At 48.3% G+C, this 17,448-nt stretch carries 16 protein-coding genes; 9 read left to right on the top strand and 7 right to left on the bottom strand.

Annotation, left to right across the window (positions count from 1 at the left end; genetic code table 11):
- Positions 1–70: 70 nt before the first annotated feature.
- The 5 genes from P5G61_RS19105 to P5G61_RS19125 all read left to right on the top strand — a co-directional run bounded on the left by P5G61_RS19105 (position 71) and on the right by P5G61_RS19125 (position 6,866).
- Entirely contained in the window at positions 71–691 is a 621-nt protein-coding gene (locus P5G61_RS19105) for a flavin reductase family protein (protein ID WP_024631870.1), read from the top strand.
- A gap of 205 nt (positions 692–896) precedes the next feature.
- Complete coding sequence (locus P5G61_RS19110; protein ID WP_301247965.1) at positions 897–2,051, top strand: type III polyketide synthase; 1,155 nt, start codon at positions 897–899, stop codon at positions 2,049–2,051.
- A gap of 42 nt (positions 2,052–2,093) precedes the next feature.
- Positions 2,094–4,343, top strand: coding sequence for an MMPL family transporter (locus P5G61_RS19115; RefSeq protein ID WP_301247966.1), 2,250 nt, complete (start codon positions 2,094–2,096; stop codon positions 4,341–4,343).
- A gap of 290 nt (positions 4,344–4,633) precedes the next feature.
- On the top strand, positions 4,634–5,653 hold the full coding sequence (locus tag P5G61_RS19120) for an alpha/beta hydrolase family protein (RefSeq protein ID WP_301247967.1): 1,020 nt from the start codon (positions 4,634–4,636) through the stop codon (positions 5,651–5,653).
- Between the two features lie 40 nt (positions 5,654–5,693).
- Positions 5,694–6,866 carry a rhamnogalacturonan acetylesterase gene (locus tag P5G61_RS19125; protein WP_301247969.1) on the top strand — a complete coding sequence of 391 codons (1,173 nt, stop codon included), beginning with the start codon at positions 5,694–5,696 and terminating at the stop codon, positions 6,864–6,866.
- A 135-nt stretch (positions 6,867–7,001) separates the two neighbouring features.
- Here the strand turns inward: P5G61_RS19125 and mnhG are convergent, their stop codons facing one another.
- The 6 genes from mnhG to P5G61_RS19155 are packed head-to-tail and all read right to left on the bottom strand — an operon-like array spanning position 7,002 to position 12,910.
- Positions 7,002–7,394 carry a monovalent cation/H(+) antiporter subunit G gene (gene mnhG / locus P5G61_RS19130; protein ID WP_079344218.1) on the bottom strand — a complete coding sequence of 131 codons (393 nt, stop codon included), beginning with the start codon at positions 7,392–7,394 and terminating at the stop codon, positions 7,002–7,004.
- Positions 7,378–7,662 (bottom strand): Na(+)/H(+) antiporter subunit F1, encoded by a 285-nt coding sequence (locus tag P5G61_RS19135; protein ID WP_053782045.1) that lies wholly within the window; start codon positions 7,660–7,662, stop codon positions 7,378–7,380. Before P5G61_RS19135 ends, mnhG begins: the two co-directional genes overlap by 17 nt.
- Positions 7,662–8,138: a Na+/H+ antiporter subunit E gene (locus P5G61_RS19140; protein WP_079344219.1), complete on the bottom strand. Its 477-nt coding sequence runs from the start codon at positions 8,136–8,138 to the stop codon at positions 7,662–7,664. Before P5G61_RS19140 ends, P5G61_RS19135 begins: the two co-directional genes overlap by 1 nt.
- Before the next feature lie 6 nt (positions 8,139–8,144).
- The gene (locus P5G61_RS19145) at positions 8,145–9,623 is read right to left on the bottom strand and encodes a Na+/H+ antiporter subunit D (RefSeq protein WP_285076718.1); all 1,479 of its coding nucleotides are present in this window, start codon (positions 9,621–9,623) and stop codon (positions 8,145–8,147) included.
- Positions 9,616–9,954, bottom strand: coding sequence for a Na(+)/H(+) antiporter subunit C (locus tag P5G61_RS19150; RefSeq protein ID WP_024631879.1), 339 nt, complete (start codon positions 9,952–9,954; stop codon positions 9,616–9,618). The genes P5G61_RS19145 and P5G61_RS19150 overlap by 8 nt, the downstream gene beginning before the upstream one ends.
- 1 nt (position 9,955) lies before the next feature.
- A complete protein-coding gene (locus tag P5G61_RS19155; protein ID WP_301247970.1) occupies positions 9,956–12,910 on the bottom strand; it encodes a Na+/H+ antiporter subunit A in 2,955 nt (984 codons plus the stop codon).
- A gap of 303 nt (positions 12,911–13,213) precedes the next feature.
- Here P5G61_RS19155 and P5G61_RS19160 point away from each other — a divergent pair, with 303 nt between their 5' ends.
- Entirely contained in the window at positions 13,214–14,860 is a 1,647-nt protein-coding gene (locus P5G61_RS19160) for a diguanylate cyclase domain-containing protein (protein ID WP_301247971.1), read from the top strand.
- A 52-nt stretch (positions 14,861–14,912) separates the two neighbouring features.
- The gene (locus P5G61_RS19165) at positions 14,913–15,434 is read left to right on the top strand and encodes a hypothetical protein (protein ID WP_301247972.1); all 522 of its coding nucleotides are present in this window, start codon (positions 14,913–14,915) and stop codon (positions 15,432–15,434) included.
- Between the two features lie 74 nt (positions 15,435–15,508).
- Here P5G61_RS19165 and P5G61_RS19170 read toward each other — a convergent pair whose 3' ends face one another.
- The gene (locus P5G61_RS19170; protein ID WP_301247973.1) at positions 15,509–16,573 is read right to left on the bottom strand and encodes a GGDEF domain-containing protein; all 1,065 of its coding nucleotides are present in this window, start codon (positions 16,571–16,573) and stop codon (positions 15,509–15,511) included.
- A gap of 348 nt (positions 16,574–16,921) precedes the next feature.
- On the opposite strand from P5G61_RS19170, the gene P5G61_RS19175 reads away from it, so the two are divergent.
- Together P5G61_RS19175 and P5G61_RS19180 are read left to right on the top strand one after the other, a co-directional pair.
- Positions 16,922–17,179, top strand: a complete 258-nt coding sequence (locus P5G61_RS19175) for a YolD-like family protein (protein WP_024631886.1) — start codon at positions 16,922–16,924, stop codon at positions 17,177–17,179.
- Positions 17,180–17,279: 100 nt separating this feature from the next.
- Positions 17,280–17,411, top strand: coding sequence for a YjcZ family sporulation protein (locus P5G61_RS19180; protein WP_301247974.1), 132 nt, complete (start codon positions 17,280–17,282; stop codon positions 17,409–17,411).
- Positions 17,412–17,448: the final 37 nt, after the last annotated feature.

Raw genomic sequence — 17,448 nt, forward strand, 5'->3', positions numbered from 1 at the left:
ATATAATATTAATGAAGAGAAGCTCTTGAGAGATGAGTATCGCTTCATGACAAGGAAGGGGACATTCTGAATGTTTACACTAGATCCACGCGAATTAACCGGAAGAGAAAACTATAAATTGATGAGCGGTTCGGTGGTACCACGCCCCATCGCATTTGTGACAACACTTTCTCAAGATGGCAGCGTCATTAATGCAGCGCCCTTCAGTTTCTTTAATGTAGTCAGCTCTGACCCGCCGCTATTATCCATATCCATTGCTCGCAAGGAAGGGGTTATGAAAGATACGGCACGCAATGTGCTTGCCATGCAAGAACTGGTTGTACATATTTGCGATGAAGCAATCGCTCTGGATATGAACGAGACAGCAGCCATGCTGGAGCCCCACGAAAGTGAGCTGGAACGGACCAATCTGACGACTGTGCCAAGTAACGTGGTGTCCGTACCGGGGATACAGGAAGCGCTTGTTCGGATGGAGTGCACACTCTATCAGCATATTCCGATCTCGAACGATGAGGGGAAACCCGTGAGTGATCTGCTTCTGGTTCGCATTGTACAGTATCATTTCAGTGAGAACGTGTATGATCCTGCCACCAAATATATATTAATGGACCAGCTGAAACCAATCAGCAGACTGGCAGGAAATGACTATGCCAAACTTGGCGAGAGATTTACGGTGGTCCGCCCGGAGTAGTATCGGATTAGGCTGAACAGCCTGTAGATGGATAGGTCTATATAATAATCTTCGTCTAATAAGGCGGACAACATATGCGTAATTCGCATATGTTGTCCGCCTTTGCTCGTTTCATGAACATAAAGGGGGCAAGCCCTGAATAGACTTGTACTATATCCTGCACATGTGACATGAACCTATTTTATATATAAGGGGGTTGGAGCCGATGAACCAACTTGATGGAACAGTAGCCGCAAGTATCATGGGAATAGGAACGGCATTGCCTAGTCACCGCATTGAGCAAAAGGATGTGTCTGCCCGGCTCGCACAAGCGCTGGAGCATGAGCCGGATTCCAGACGATGGGCTAAGCGAATTTTCAACCAGTGTGGTGTCGAGACACGTTATACATGTGAACCGAACCTGCTGGAGCCTGTAGAGTCTTGTCGTTATCTGCCCTTTACCCAGGCGGAGAACGTTCCGACCACAGCCGAACGTATGACTAAATATAAGGCGGCTGCCGTTCCGCTTGGTATCAAGGCAGCACGTCAGGCACTTGAGGATGCCGTCGTCTCAACTTCGGAGATTACACATCTCATTACCGTCAGTTGTACCGGACAGTTTCTGCCCGGTCTCGACGTTCGGCTGATTCAGCAGCTTGAACTATCACCGCGTGTAAACCGGATTCCGCTTGTATTTCAGGGATGTGCCGCCGGTCTGAAAGCTATACAGTTGGCGAATTCGATTGTGACGAGTGAAAAAGATGCAACGGTTCTGATTGTATGTGTGGAGCTGTGCACCCTTCATTTTCAGCCCTCTGCCAAGCGGGATGACCTGTTCGCAGCGTCCTTCTTTGGGGATGGGGCTTCGGCCTGTGTTGTCGGCCTGTCCGAAACAGGGCGTAAGGAACTGTTCCGACTGGGGGACGGACAATCCGTTTTGCTGCCAGACTGTTCGGAAGAGATGATCTGGGAAGTGGGCAATACGGGCTTTGATCTATATCTCTCGCCACAGATTCCCAAGCTGCTCGGCTTGCATCTTGGTCCAGAAGTGGAACAATTGCTGGACGGCAGCGATCTACCTGAGATCTGGGCGATTCACCCCGGAGGCAGAGGCATCGTGGATGCGGTGCAGAAGCTTTACCAGCTCTCGGATGAACAGGTCGAATACAGCCGAAGCATTTTACGGGATTATGGAAATCTATCCTCCGTGACAATTTTATTTGTTTTACAAGCCATCCGAGAGGATTATAGCATAAGGGAAGAGCCTTCCAGCGGAATTGCGCTTGCTTTTGGACCGGGACTCACAGCGGAATTGCTTCCTTTTACTTATGTTCCTGCATCCGTTGAAGTAAGAGAGCCCGTGAATCAAAGCGTGATCTGAAAAGAAACTGAATTACCAATCTGATGTCAGAGGAGCTTGGGTATGGGTTATCGCAGCCTTGCTGTCCTCATTAGCCGATATCCGCGATTCATCATTCTCTGCTGGGTGTTTGTCATCGGGATGTCAGCCGTCTGGGCGTGGAGATTGCCCGGTAATGTTCAGGATCATGGATTGAACTTCAACCAGGGAGATGCTCATGCTGTAGAGCTTGTTCTTGAGAAAGAGTTCCATGTTCCTGCTGATCCGGTTATTCTTCTTTTTGAAAAAAAGACAGGCACTACCCTTGCCGAATTCCGAGGCTGGATTCAAGATCGACTGCAACAGGTTCGCACACTTTCAGGTGTAACGTCCATAATCTCTCCGCTTGAAGCACCTGGAAGCCAGATGCTGCGGGGGGATGCAGCCTACGCCTTGCTAGGGTTTGATGTACCCTCTCACAAGATGGGTCCACCCCTGGAACAGCTGCAATCCTTGCTTACAACAGACGATTTGGGAATGATCCGAATAACAGGGAAATCTGTTGTACAGCAGGATGTAAACCGTCTCAGTTTCCGCGATTTGGAACGGGCAGAGGTTGTGGGTCTGCCGCTTGCTATCGTCATTTTGTGTTTTGCGTTCAGAGGGCTTTATGCGGCTCTGCTTGCTGTCATTATGGGGGTATCCGGTGTCATAACGGCAATGGGGGTTACTTCCCTCCTGGGTTACCACCTGGCGCTCTCCAACTTTGTGATCAACGTGATTCCAATGGTGGGAATGGCCCTCAGCATCGACTTTGCCCTGATTATTCTCAGCAGATATAGGGAGGAACTTCAGCAAGGTCAGAAAAGTGAAGAAGCAGGTGCAGGAAAAGAGGAAGTCCTGCAGAGAACACTGCGTACAGCGGGAAGAGCGGTATTCTTTTCTGCGGCATGTGTGCTGCTGGGACTACTCGGTCTGCTATGGATTAGACTGCCGATGTTCCTGAGTGTATCCCTGGGAGCCATTATTGTGCTCGTTATATCGGTCCTGCTGAATATAACACTACTGCCAGCGATTCTATCCCTAAATACATTGCACATCTTTAGACAAAAGTTCGAGTATTCCATTTCTTCAAAGCAGGTTAAGCACCAACAAACGTTGCAGTCACGTTCAATTTGGGCAGTCTGGTCAGGCATGATTATGAAACGCCCAGTTCGCATGGCGCTGCTTGGAACGGCTGCGCTGCTTCTTTTTGTTTTACCGGTTACCCGGCTGGAGCTGGCTATTCCAGATGCTTCATCCCTGCCTGCCAGGATGGAGTCACGTCAAGCGACGGAGCAGTTACAGCGCATTTTTGGACAAAAGAACGTCTCTGCTGTAGAGATTGTGATTGGTGGAACGGCAGAGCCGTTGAGTGCTTCCCACTGGCGGGTTGCGTTGAATAAAATGCGAGAGCTTCAGCAGGATTCGAATGTGATGAGTATTGAATCCGCATGGGGAATCATGCTGCCGGACAAGTTCTCCTCCCAAACCCAATTAACAATGAACATTCTATCGTCATCTCTGCCTGAAGCGCTGAACGAAACCCAATCTCAGCAGCCTTCATGGCTGCGTTTATATGTTTCTGACTATTCCATTCGTATGGTAGCTACCATACACGGATCACCCGGCTCAGATGAAGCTGCTACCTGGCTCGATCAGATGAGGGACAAGGACGCTGCTAACCCCATTTCCTCAATACCGCTGCGTTATGGCGGAGAAGCAGTCAAGCAGTATGAAATCATGCAAGAAGTTTCAGGCCAACTGCCCAAAGTGCTGGTGTTTGTTATAGTAACGAATTATCTCGTATTGCTCGCAGCATTCCGGTCATTACTCATTCCCATCAAAGCTATCCTGATGAACCTGCTCAGCCTGGCTGCTTCATTCGGCGTCCTCGTACTGGTCTTCAATCAGGGACATTTGGGTATGGAACCGTCCGCCATTGCGATCATGATTCCCGTGTTCATTGCCGGGCTCGTATTTGGTATTTCAATGGACTATGGCGTATTCATGCTGTCCCGCATCCAGGAGGTATACAGACGAACAGGCGATAGTGATCTGGCTGTACAGCAAGGACTCGCTTCAACCGGACGTCTGATTACATCGGCGGCAGCGATTCTGCTGGCAGTGACCGTGCCGTTTGCCTTTGCTGACGTGGCGGGTGTAAAACAGCTGGGAATCGGAATTACGGCAGCGGTATTCATTGATGTTACCCTTATCCGTTTGGTACTGGTACCTGCGCTCATGAAACTGATGGGCAGATGGAACTGGTGGCTACCTGGGTTCAGGGAATAAAAGGCCAGATCAAGAAGGATGTTCTCGGAGCCTGAAGTTCAGGTATGCGAGGATATCTTTTTTTTTTATCAAAATAGTGTGAATTCAAGCCCAAAACAGGCAATAATGTTCAATTCACGGGCTGTACGGTGATTTATAATAGACTGGACAAGTCCAACATAAATTTTAAAATAATACATCTATTTAAATTGAACAAAACATTTACACGGGAACGGAGAGGACAGAAATAACCTGAAGAAGTGGAGATAAATAATTTATATACTATTTGAATGGACAGGAGGAAGTACGGTATGTCGGATATTGAATCCTATCTGCAAAAACAAACAAGCCCGCGCGGACGTTCCGCTTATCAGGCAGGTCAAGCCCTTGACCCATGGCGCAGTCAGTTGCGCACACGGATTAAAGAGCGGCTGGGTGGTTTCCCAACCGTGGCTGCGGAGCTGAATCCCGTACTGTTGGAACGCACGGCATGTGACGGCTATATCCGGGAGCAGGTTGAGATTACAACCTATGCGGGATTGCGCATGCCCATCTACATGTTGATACCGAATGTGGTAAGCGCTACGACAGAGCCGCGTCCAGCTATTATAGCTTGTCATGGACACGGATATGGCAGCCGGGAGATCTGCGGTATGGAACCCGACGGTTCACCGCGTAGTGAAGAGCCCGGCCTGCATAAAGACTTCGCCGTCGCTCTTGCACAGCGTGGATATGTGGTTGCTGCGCCTGAATTGCTTGGATTTGGTGACCGAAGGCTGGAGGAGGATCGGGATGCACCCCCAGGGGCAAGCTCCTGTACCAAAATTGCGGCTCATCTGCTCATGACAGGGCAGACCCTGGCCGGACATCGAATCTATGAGACGATGCGTGTGCTTGATTACATAACCACCCGTCCTGAAGCTGCCTCAGCGCGTATCGGCAGTATGGGCATCTCTGGTGGTGGACTCGTGACGGCATTCACTGCTGCGTTGGATGAACGGTGTCGTGCGGCTGTTGTGAGCGGTTACGCCAATACATTTCAGGGCAGCATACTGGACAGAAATCATTGCCTCGATAATTATATCCCAGGAATTTTGAGGGAAGCAGAGCTGCCGGATATCATCGGTCTGATCGCACCCAGGCCGCTGTTTATTGAAGCCGGAAGTGAAGATCAGGTATTTCCGCTGCCAACAGCAAAAGAAGCTTATGCCCGATTGACCAAAATCTATGAGCAGGCGGGCGCACAGAAATGGCTGGATGCGGATTTTTTTACAGGTGGACATGAAATTAGCGGAGCGAAAGCCTATGATTGGCTTGATTACGTTCTATAAGGAAATTATACAAATAGAATCCTGAGAGGAGTGTTTAGTCATGAAATGGTCAAAATCCGTGCGGTATTTGCTCTGCCTTACCCTGTTTGCTAGTCTGATTGGGGGTGCTCTGGCAGCTAATGGCGGACAGGTCGCTGAAGCTGCAGCGAATGAGTACACATTTGATTTTGGTGCGGGTGCAGTTGAGAGCGGTTACACAGGTGTATCGGCAACGGATGCCTACACTTCAGCGAAAGGCTATGGATTCAATACACCTGCCAATATGCGAAATGTAACTGCCTCCGGAACGGGCGCTGCAAGCGATGCCGTACAGTTTGTTACCTTTGGCACGAAGAGTACGAATACGTTTAATGTGGATCTGTCCAATGGCCTTTACGAGGTCAAAGTGGTTCTGGGCAATACAGCCAGATCGAGTGTGGCGGCAGAAGGTGTATATCAGATCATCAATATGACGGGTAACGGGGCGACCGATCAATTTCAAATTCCGGTGACGGATGGACAGTTAAATCTGTTGGTAACAGAAGGTAAGGAAGGCACGGCATTTACACTCAGCGCACTTGAAATCCGAAAAATATCGAATCAGACGGTGACGAACCGTACGATCTATATTGGAGGCGATTCGACGGTCTGTAATTACTATCCGCTTAACAGCAGTGTGCAGGGTGGCTGGGGACAGCTATTCCCTTCCTACGTGAATACGAGTACATTTCAGGTTCGGAATATGGCCTCAAGCGGTCAATTTGCAAGAGGCTTCCGCGATGATGGACAGATGGAAGCGATTCTGAAGTATATTAAGCCAGGAGATTACTTTATTTTGCAATTAGGGATTAATGATACGAATGCCAAGAATAATACAACGGAAGCGGAGTTCAAGGAGATCATGCGTGATATGGTTCGTCAGGCCAAAAATAAAGGAGCCACCGTTATTTTATCAACGCCTCAGGGTCGGGCAACTGATTTCAATTCAGCCAATGTGCATACTGCTGAGAGTCGCTGGTACAATGCATCTACACGTGCACTGGCTCAGGAAGAGGGTGTGGCACTTGTAGATCTGAACAAACTCAGTTCGGCCTATTTCACTTCCATTGGACCGGCTGCAACACTGGCCTTGTACATGACAGGAGACACGCTGCATCCGAATCGGGATGGTGCTGCCCAGCTTGCACGAATCGTTGCTGCTGATCTGAGAAGACAGGGTCTCGATGGATTCTGAACCGGTAAAATATAGTTTACTTCTGCTCCACGAATATGGATTGGACTAAGCTGAGTCTCATACAATCCAAATACCCCCGGGACGGCCACATCATGTGTGGCATGTCCCGGGGGCATTTGATTATGAACCAAGCGACTATTCCATCATGTCCTTGGCTTCATGGTTGACCTTTTTACCTTTCAAGAGTGGTTCAAGTTCATCCTGCACACTCTGTTCCCATAGGGGGACATCGGTTCGATAGGCAGCCCGTCCGTTCAGATGTCCGGCTACCGGTGCTGTGATAAAGACAAACACAATGCCAAGCAATACCCGGGCACTAATATAGTTGTCGAAATACCAGAAGAAAAGAAACGTTCCGCTCAGTACACAAAGTACGCCGAGTGTAGTGCTTTTGGTGGCGGCATGCGCCCGTAGATATACATCTGGCAGTCGGATCAGTCCGAACGCGCTAAATGCGCTTAGTAGTGCGCCCAGCAGGACAATGAGCCCAATGATAATTCCGGCGGTTCCATCAACGATCTCCTTCATTTTTGAATACCGCCCCCCGTTCAATGTATCGTGCAAATGCAACTGTGCTTAGAAAAGCGAGAATGCCAATTAACAAAATAATATCCAGATAAGCTTGAGTATGAAGCATCATGGATAGTACCGCAACGATGGCAATGACATTAATACCGATGGTATCCAGTGCCGTAATACGGTCGGCCATGGAGGGGCCGCGCAGCACCCGGTACAGACAACCCAGGATTGCCAGGGACAGTATAAGCAAGGATATGAACAATAGTGAGGATAACATTAACGTGTCACCTCCATAATGGCTTTTTCGAACGTATTTTTGATATCATCACTCATTTTCTGTTGATCTTTAATATCCAGCGCGTGAATATATAATTTACGTTGATTGCCCGAAATTTCAAGTGGAAGGGAACCTGGCGTTAGTGCAATAAGCAGACACAGGAGTGTAACTTCCCAATCGGAGGACAGCTGAGTCTGATAGGTAAATATGCCTGGCCGAATATCAAGCTTCGGCTTCATAATCTGGCGTATAACTTCAATACTGGCCCGTACCAGCTCCTTGAACAGCAAGGCAATCAGCTTAATGATTGCCCAGACACGAACGATGTAGAAGCGCTGCGGAAAGAACCGCCGCATGCTCCCAATCAACAGCAGACCCAGCAGATAACCCGTGAGAAAGCCAACGCCATTCCACGCATTATTCAGAAACATCCATACAAAAGCAATGATCAGATTCAACACAATCTGAAAGGCCATACGCATCTACTCCTTCAATACTGCATCAATATAAATATTGGGATGCAGCAGAATGTCGCCTGCGCGGGAGGTCAGCTGGAACATGCCCTCAGCCCCCACACCCATCGCGATGATGAACACAAACAGAATTCCGGCAGGGATGAGCAGGCCGTTCACGGCATAAGGTCTTCTCACTGCGCCTGCTGGCGGTTCACCCCAGAACGCCTGTATGAAGATGCGCAGTACCGAATATAACATCAGCAGACTGGAAAGGACGGCAATGCCTGTCAGACCGTACAAGCCAGCCTGAAATCCGCCTTCGAACAGTAGCAATTTCCCAGGAAATCCACTGAAAGGCGGAATGCCAGCCAAGGCAAGTGCACTGATGAAGAACATCCAGCCAAGCAATGGATAGCGATGGATCAGACCGCCCATATTGTCGAGCTTGGAGGTTCCTGCGACCGCGATCAGAGCACCCCCGAGCAGGAAGAGCAGTGTTTTGATCAGCATGTCATGCAGCATGTAGAAGAGCAGACCTTCCAGTGACGGACGACTCGCTGCCGCCATGCCGAAGGCCACAAATCCCACACCTGCGATAACATTGTAGATCAGAATCTTATTGACGTCACGATAGGACATAGCCCCGATTACCCCGAGTACCATGGTCGCTCCCGCCATCCAGCCGATAAGTGCATGGAAGAAATCCGGATCATGATAGAAAATGAGTGTGAATGTTCGCACAATAGCGTACAAGCCAACTTTGGTCAGCAATCCAGCGAATAGGGCGGTGACAACTGCCGGAGGGGCTGCATACGAGCCGGATAGCCAGAAGAACAGGAACAAGCCAGCCTTAATACTGAATACGATCAGGAAGAGGACGGCAATCAGCGTGATGACTCCACTCTGTCCGACCTCGGCGATCCGATTGGACAAGTCGGCCATGTTTAGTGTGCCGGTAACCGAGTAGAGAAAGCCAATAGAGGCTACAAATAACGCAGAAGAGACAATGTTAATCAATACATACTTGATTGTTTCCCGTAATTGTCTCTCCGTACCCCCCAATACAATCAGTGCATATGAAGAGATGAGCATTAGTTCAAAGCATACAAACAGGTTAAACAGGTCTCCCGTTAGGAATGAACCGTTCACGCCTGCTATCAGGAAATGAAAGAACGGGTAAAAATGATGTTCTTCCCGTTCCTTATTCACGCTGCGAAAGGCATAGAGCAGACATGCGAACCCAATGATCGAAGCGGCAACGACGAGCAAGGCCGATACCATATCGGCAACAAGTACGATACCGTAGGGTGGTTCCCAGCCTCCCATGTTCAGTGTTTGTATCCCGGACTGTGCCACTTGGGTAATGAGCACGGTTGAAGCGGCTGCCGTCATCAAAAGGCCAATAACACTTACAACCCGCTGGATATTTGTCCGTCGGAAGAACAGAAGGGCAATAACCCCGGTAATCAGTGGCAGCAGAATGGGCAGAACAACGAGATTATTCATAAGGACGCCCCCTTACTTCTTCCATATCGTCTGTCTTTAGCTTCAAATAGGAGCGATAGGAGAGTACAAAGAAAAAGGCGGTTAGTCCGAAATTAATGACAATGGATGTTAAAATCAGAGCCTGGGGGAGTGGATCGACGTACCGTTCAGCCTGCTCCCCGAGCAGTGGTGGTGCACCTGTTTTGAGACGTGACATCGTAATCAGCAGCAGATGCACCCCATGGGTTAGTATGGACATACCGAGCACGATACGGAGCAGGCTCCGCGATAAGATTAAAAAGACGGCGACTGCGAACAGAATGCCAACGGCCACACACATCAATATTTCCATATCAGCGATCCTCCCCGATCTGTAGAATGATATTCATGGTGACTCCCAGGACGGCAAGATACACGCCGAGGTCAAACAGCATCGCGGTTGCTAGTTCCGTTTCTCCCAGTATTGGAAGATCGAAATAACCAAAGGTCTGACTCAGGAAGGGTACGCCGAACAAAAACGAGCCTGCTCCGGTCAATAACGCAATGCCCAAGCCAATGGCCGTCAAGGTGCGAAAATCGATAGGTAAAGCTTTGCGTACGGTATCCGTACTAAATGCCAGCGCCAGTAATACCAGTGCAGCAGCCGTCACCAGGCCGCCAATGAAGCCTCCACCTGGGTTATGATGTCCGGCGAAGAACAGATGGAGCGCGAAGGTCAGAATGATAAAGACAACAACTTTGGTCGTCGTTTGCAGCAATACATCGTTGCTTTGAAGGGGGACGGTATCCCATGTTGACGAGGTGCGTTCACGGTTGCCATACTTTTTCGTATTGTCTGCTTCGTCACCCGTCTCATTATCGGTTTCTTCAGTTTGTTCTTTCTTGCGGAATTTCAGTCTTGCGCCGAGGTCCCTCGCTTCGAGATTGAGATTAATCATGGAATAGATGGACAATGAAGCTACCCCAAGCACCATAATCTCCAATAAGGTATCGAATCCTCGGAAGTCCACCAGCAGCACATTGACGACATTTTTGCCGCCAGCCAGATGGTAGCTCTCCTGAATGAAAAAGTCTGAAATGCTTTCCAGTGACGCAGTTCCGCTCGCTGCCAAGGCCACAAAGGTCATGACGACCCCAACAGCAATCGCAACGATCATATTCACACTAAGATAACGTCGGCTTGATTTGCCCCGTTGCAGCTCAGGCAGATGGTAGAAACAAAGCAGAAATAGTGCAACGGATACCGTCTCTACAATCATCTGGGTCAATGCGAGATCCGGTGCTCGGAACAGCACGAACAGCAAAGTGACGAGGTAACCAACCGCGCCTGTCATAATGACTGCCGATAGTCTGTTCTTGGCAAACGGAATCGAAACCGCAGCGGCAATTAATGCCAGCAGCAGTACTGCTTCATAGAAAGAGAAGGGGGCATTCCCCTTGAAGTTCCAGGTGATATTTTCCCCTGAGCGGAAAAAGGCATAAACCAGCAATGCAACGGTGAACGAGAAAATGTATACCAGATAATTACGAACCGAGCCATTCATATAGGCTTCCGTCCATTTGCGTGCATAATGCTGAAGATTATCGAGCACGACATGGTACATATTGTTTATCGTTAAGCCTTGCGGATAGTGCTCATAAATCGTTTTCCAGCGCGGCAGCAGTTTGTACATGGTTATGCCGAGGGCAATTACACCGATAGTCATAATCAATTCAGGAGTAATGCCATGCCATAGGGAGAAATGAACATCAAAGTGCTCTTGTCCGTTCAGCAGAGATGGAAGTACTGCGGCCATCGCCGGTTCAATCAATGATTCAGCCAGCAGATTCGGGAATAGACCGAAGGTGATAACGAGTATTCCAAGAATAACCGGAGGAATCAGCATGCCGACAGGAGCTTCATGCTGCTTCTCAGCAGGAATCTCGCTGCGAGTTCGTCCAAGGAACGTTTTGAATACAATAATAAGCGCATAGATCAAAGTGAACACACTTGCGAGCCAGGCGAACACAGGCAAGAGTACACTCCATGAACCGAGTCCAAAGATGCGGAGGTGTGTCACCTCCACCATGGCTTGGAAGAACAGCTCCTTGCTCAGAAATCCGTTGAACGGCGGAATTCCGGCCATGGCGAGTGCTCCGACGAGCGCTACCGTAAAGGTCACTGGCATAAACGAAGCAAGACCGCCGAGTTTCCTTATATCCCGCGTACCTGTTTCATGATCCACAATCCCAACGACCATGAACAGTGCCGCCTTGAAGGTAGCGTGGTTGAACAGATGAAGCAAAGCTGCCGTAATGGCAACCGTGTACATCGCGGAGGATTCGCCATATCCGAAATAGATGGCCGCTGAGCCAACGCCGAGTAGGGACATGATTAGACCAAGCTGTGAAATTGTAGAATAGGCCAGAATCGCTTTAAGATCATTTTTTTTCACGGCGAGGAAAGATCCATAACACAGGGTGAGCAGTCCAACGCCGGTGACAAGCCAGAACCACAACCCCTGTCCACCGAAAATCGGTGTAAACCGGGCGACAACATACAGTCCCGCCTTAACCATCGTAGCCGAATGCAGATAGGCGCTGACGGGAGTTGGAGCTTCCATGGCGTCTGGCAGCCAGATGTGGAACGGGAACTGTGCGGATTTCGTAAACGCCCCGACCAGAATCAGCACAAGAGCTGGCAAGAATAGTGAACTATCCTGTATCTGCCCCCACTCTGTAATGGTTGCCCGGATGCTGAACGTGCCAGTCATAAGATACATCAGCATGAAACCGGCAAGCATGGCGAATCCGCCAAATACGGTAATAAGAAACGATTTTTGTGCACCTGAGGTGGACGCTTCGCGTTTGTAATGAAAGGCGATCAGGAGAAAGGACGTAATACTGGTCAACTCCCAGAATCCGTACAACACAATCATATTATCTGACAGCACCACACCAAGCATGGCTCCCATAAACATCAGCAGGTACAGATAGAAGCGGTTCAAGGCTTCTTTAGTATCCATGTAGAAGATGGAATACAGGACCACCAGAGTTCCTATTCCGGTAATTAACAGTGTCAGCAGCAAACTTAGACCATCCAGATATAGATTGAATCCAATGTCCAGTGACGGAATCCAGGGGATATACCCGGATACCATATTTCGCTGGGACACGGCGGGTAAGAGACTCGCAAAATAAACAAATAATAGGGCCGGGACAAGTAAAACCAGCCATCCCATATGTATTTTACGGAAGAAACGATGCAGCATGGCAAGTACAACACCAGCGGCAAAAGGCAGAATCACAGCAACATGAAGCAGGCTCAACATTACACCCCCAATGACTGAATTTCGAATGCTCTTCGTTGTGACAAACAGTGCTCGCTTGGCTCATACGAGCATGCTTGCTCTCTATATTCATAACCCAAGTATGTATATACAGAATCGTGACTATTCTTTGAATGGAAGAAACACGGTGCGAATATCCATCCAACATTGTATGGACATGTATAATAAAAAAAGACATGATTTCCGATAAAGATAAAAACGAATAGGTGGCATCCGGATGTTCTTTACAGCATGGCCAATGTTGAAAAAGCAAGATGTATTCACCGTTTATTGGAGGAAGTTATGTCATTCAAGCTTAAAACGGTTCTCACGATGACCTTCGCTGTGTTATCCTTGCTGGTTACACTCACGATCGGTTATATTCTCAGTCAAAAATCATCCATTGCTATCGAGACGGAAATTGGTCATTCCCTAACCAGCGCGGCTTCTCAGACTTCAGACAATCTGGATCGCTTCATGTGGTCGCGTTCAGGCGAGCTGGATCTTCTGGGCCGAATGATTGCCCTCGAAGACCGTTTCCAGCCTGCCGAAGTGCAGCTGCTGCTCAATCAGCTTCATGATAGCTTTCCCACATTCTCATGGGTTGGATTCATGAATCCGAAAGGAATTGTGCTGGCATCCACAGACGGTATATTGCGCGGTGAAAATTTATCGGAACGGCCCGTGTATCAGGAGGGAATCAAGGGTAAGTTTATTGGAGATGTCCACGATGCAGTCCTTCTGGCGAAGCTGCTTCCCAACCCAACCGGTGAACCGTTGCAATTTGTAGATATCAGCTTTCCATTGAAATACAAGAACGGAGAGATTGCCGGTGTGCTTGCCGCGCATTTAAGCTGGGCCTGGGCGAAGGAAGTAGAGGAAAGTGTCCTGGAACCGTTGAAGCATGAGGAAAAGGACATCGAGATGTTTATTGTCAGTCAAAAGGAAAATACGGTGCTGCTGGGTCCAAAAGAATGGATTGGTCGTCCTTTGAAGCTATCGGGTATTGAAGGGGCGAGACTGAATAAAAGCATCTGGTCCATAGAACAGTGGCCGGATGGGAAAGAATATGTTACAGGGTTTGCGACCAGTCAGGGGCACCTGGACTATCCCGGTCTAGGATGGACGGTGGTTATTCGTCAGCTCAAGTCAACGGCATTTTCTTCCGTGACCGACATGCTCTGGTTTAATGTGTGGGCAGGACTCTTGGTTACGGTGCTGTTTGCACTGATTGGCTGGCTGATCTCCCGCCAGATCTCGGCTCCTATTGCACGGCTGACTCAAGTAGCGAATCGACTGGGTGCTGGAGAGCAAGTGCAGATTCCGGAAAATCGAGGCTTTAGGGAAATCGAAGTGCTATCGCGTTCGTTGGGGGATATGCTGACTTCACTAACGAATAAAGATTCGGAGCTGGTTGTCATGCAGAATCTGGCGCATTATGACCAACTGACCGGACTGCCGAATCGGACAGCACTCGAACTCTATTTGGAAGAATCTTTGGAGAGGGAAAGTGAACATCATACGTTAACGTTCCTTTATCTGGATCTGGATGGATTCAAGAGCGTGAATGATACGCTTGGACATCAGACCGGGGACATTCTGCTGCAAAAAGTCGCTCAGCGTTTGACCAGTCTTAGTCAGGACAAGGGGATCACGGTAAGGCTCGGCGGAGATGAATTCCTTATTGTTCTCCGAACTGTGGGAGTTAATCCAAGAGAAGAAGCACGCACCTATGCTGAAGATATCATACAGAACCTGAATAAGCCGTTTATTATCGAATATGAGCGGATTCATATTGGATGCAGCATTGGAGGCGCCGAATATCCTGCAAACAGTCGCAATCCGAGTGAAATTATTCGCATGGCAGATGAGGCGCTGTATGAATCCAAGCGTGCGGGCAAAAATAGAATGACATTCTATCCAGAATTGAAGAACACAGCTAAAGGATAATATACTATAGAGTATAAGGTAACTGATCAGAAGACAGGCAAGGAGCGATGAGATGTCTGGAAAATATACCAATGTACCCTATGGCTATGAACCGCCCCCAGCTACCCGGAAAGGCACCCTGATTTTTTATGATTCATTTGAGCACGTAACGGATGAACAGCTTGAACGGGCCACTGCTATTGCGGATACACGTGCTTTTGTGCAGCTTGTGCTTTATCCTCTGCATGAGAATACGATGAAGCGAATGAGCAAGGAGGGGGTGCAGCCCTTTTACAAAAGGGAAGACCGCCTTCATGACTGGAGAAGGGAGCATGCATCCTCCCGCGTACGGGTCGAGGGCTGGGAAGGCAAGCGTAAGAAGTATACGCCGATCGAAGCAGCTCTGCGCCATATGGCAGAAGAATACCCCGCTCCCCATTTCCTGTATCTCACGGTGGAGATGGCAAATCAGTTCGCATCCTTTGACTCGTTCAAAGATTGGATTAAGGAAGTACGTCTGATTATTGATGGAGAGCCCGCTAAGCTCCACCCGAAGCTGGAGCAAAATACACATCGCTGGGAATGGGTGGAGTAACCCTAAAGCTTTATAAAGACTAATAAAGAAAAGTTGTGCTGTTACACCGGCGTTCGGTGAGCAGCACAACTTTTTTAATTTTTTTCTTCAACGATTATAGACGATTCAAGGGATGTTATCGTTTTATTTTTCCCTGTCCGTTTGGCGGTATACAGGCACGCGTCCACTTCTTCAAACAATTTGTCCTTGGACAGATGGGGGCTGTAGCTTTGGAGTCCGACACTTACCGTAATATAAGCTCCTTCCAGCTCCGGATGAACAAGACGGGCGATTTTCTTACGGATCTGCTCCACCAATGCATATGCCTGCTCAAATGTCTGTTCGAACATCAGCAGTGCAAATTCCTCGCCGCCATAACGCGCAGCAATATCGCTTGATGTGACGTTCTCCTGAATGACCAGAGATACCCTCTCCAGAATGACGTCTCCAACCCGATGACCATATGTATCATTAATGGACTTGAAATTGTCAATATCAATCAATGCCAAATGAAGACTCATGCCATTCTTGGCATACTCAAACGCTTTTTCATAGTAGTCCTTAAAGGAGCTTTGATTATACAGATTGGTTAACCCGTCTGTCTTGGATTGCTTGCTCATAATTGCGTTTCGTACAATCAGATCCTGCTTGGCAAGCATACTGGCCTGAAGATCATCCAGTACCTCGACCCCGCTAATAACAATGAGTTGCGCAACATATGTACCTACAATGAGGAAAGCCGGAATGGAAACCATATCAAACGAAGATAAGTACAGTCGATAGGACGGGTCGCAGAGTACGATGACATAGCCAATCATCTGCATGAGGCATACCGCCCATACCCTTTTTTTGTTGAAGAACAGAACCGAAGCAAAGATTGGCAAAAGACATATGGCCAGTATAATGCGAATATCGTAATTGACATGAATGATGGTCCAGGCAATCACCGTGCTCGCCATGGACATGGAGTAGAAGGAAAACGAACTGAACCGGCGTTCCACCCAACTGGCGACCAGAATGGCTAAAGCGCTGGCTGATGTAGGCCAAACTAAAACATGGATTATGAAATCTTCCGGAGTTCGATCATAATCCAGAAACAGAAAGCAGCCGATTTGAATGACAACATGCGTTAGAACGACGATCCAATAAGCACGAAGCATTTTTTTGATCCATTTGGAATGCTTGAATTCGTACTCTGTTGGGATATGGCTGTTATGCGTATGGAAACTCTTCAATATATCACCGCTGACTGCATCATAATGATACGACAGACGCCGCTCTCGTATTTTTTAATTATAAAACACATTGCACGAAACGCAAATCATTTAATTTGTTATATGAAAACTTATCTGACATCTTAAATCTTGTTATTATCCATGGATTCTTTGCCTGATTTCGGTGACATGACATTACACGAAGGTGAATGAATGGTATACTAATTAAATATGACCTCGGCAAATAACCCGTGGATTCGGGACGTCGGATTAGCTATAGAGGAGGCCGCTACATTGGCAAAAGCAAAAGTTGCAAAAAGACCTACCCGGGATGAGTTTGAACTGGAAGAGCTGGGGAACCAACTGGTTGAAGCGTTTCATGAACGTTCGGAAGTGCTGTTAACCGTATGGGGCAAGGAAGATCAGGTTCATGGGGTTATTGTGAAGCTGGATTCACGAACCCGTCTTGTGCATGTAGAGTATACAGAGGAAGAATTGACGGCCAAAGTGCCGTTCCTGGACATTATGCGGATTGATTCTCCACGGTACTGAATGGAGATTATAAACAATATCTGAAACAGGGCTTCCGCCCTGTCAAATCCGTTCTCCCTGCATAAGATAACGCATACCTGTTGCAAAGGAGGTACGGTCAATGAGCGAAGTATTAGGCGGAGAAGGAAGAGGCTACGGAGGATACGGAGGATACGGAGGTTTCACTTCTGTAGGTGCCATTCTGGTTCTGTTCATCCTGTTGGTTATCATCTCCAAAGCATTCTTGGTATAATTAATTAATCCAGATGAATTAAGGAAGCTCTGCCATA

Source organism: Paenibacillus vandeheii, from assembly GCF_030433635.1.
Taxonomy (GTDB): domain Bacteria; phylum Bacillota; class Bacilli; order Paenibacillales; family Paenibacillaceae; genus Paenibacillus; species Paenibacillus vandeheii.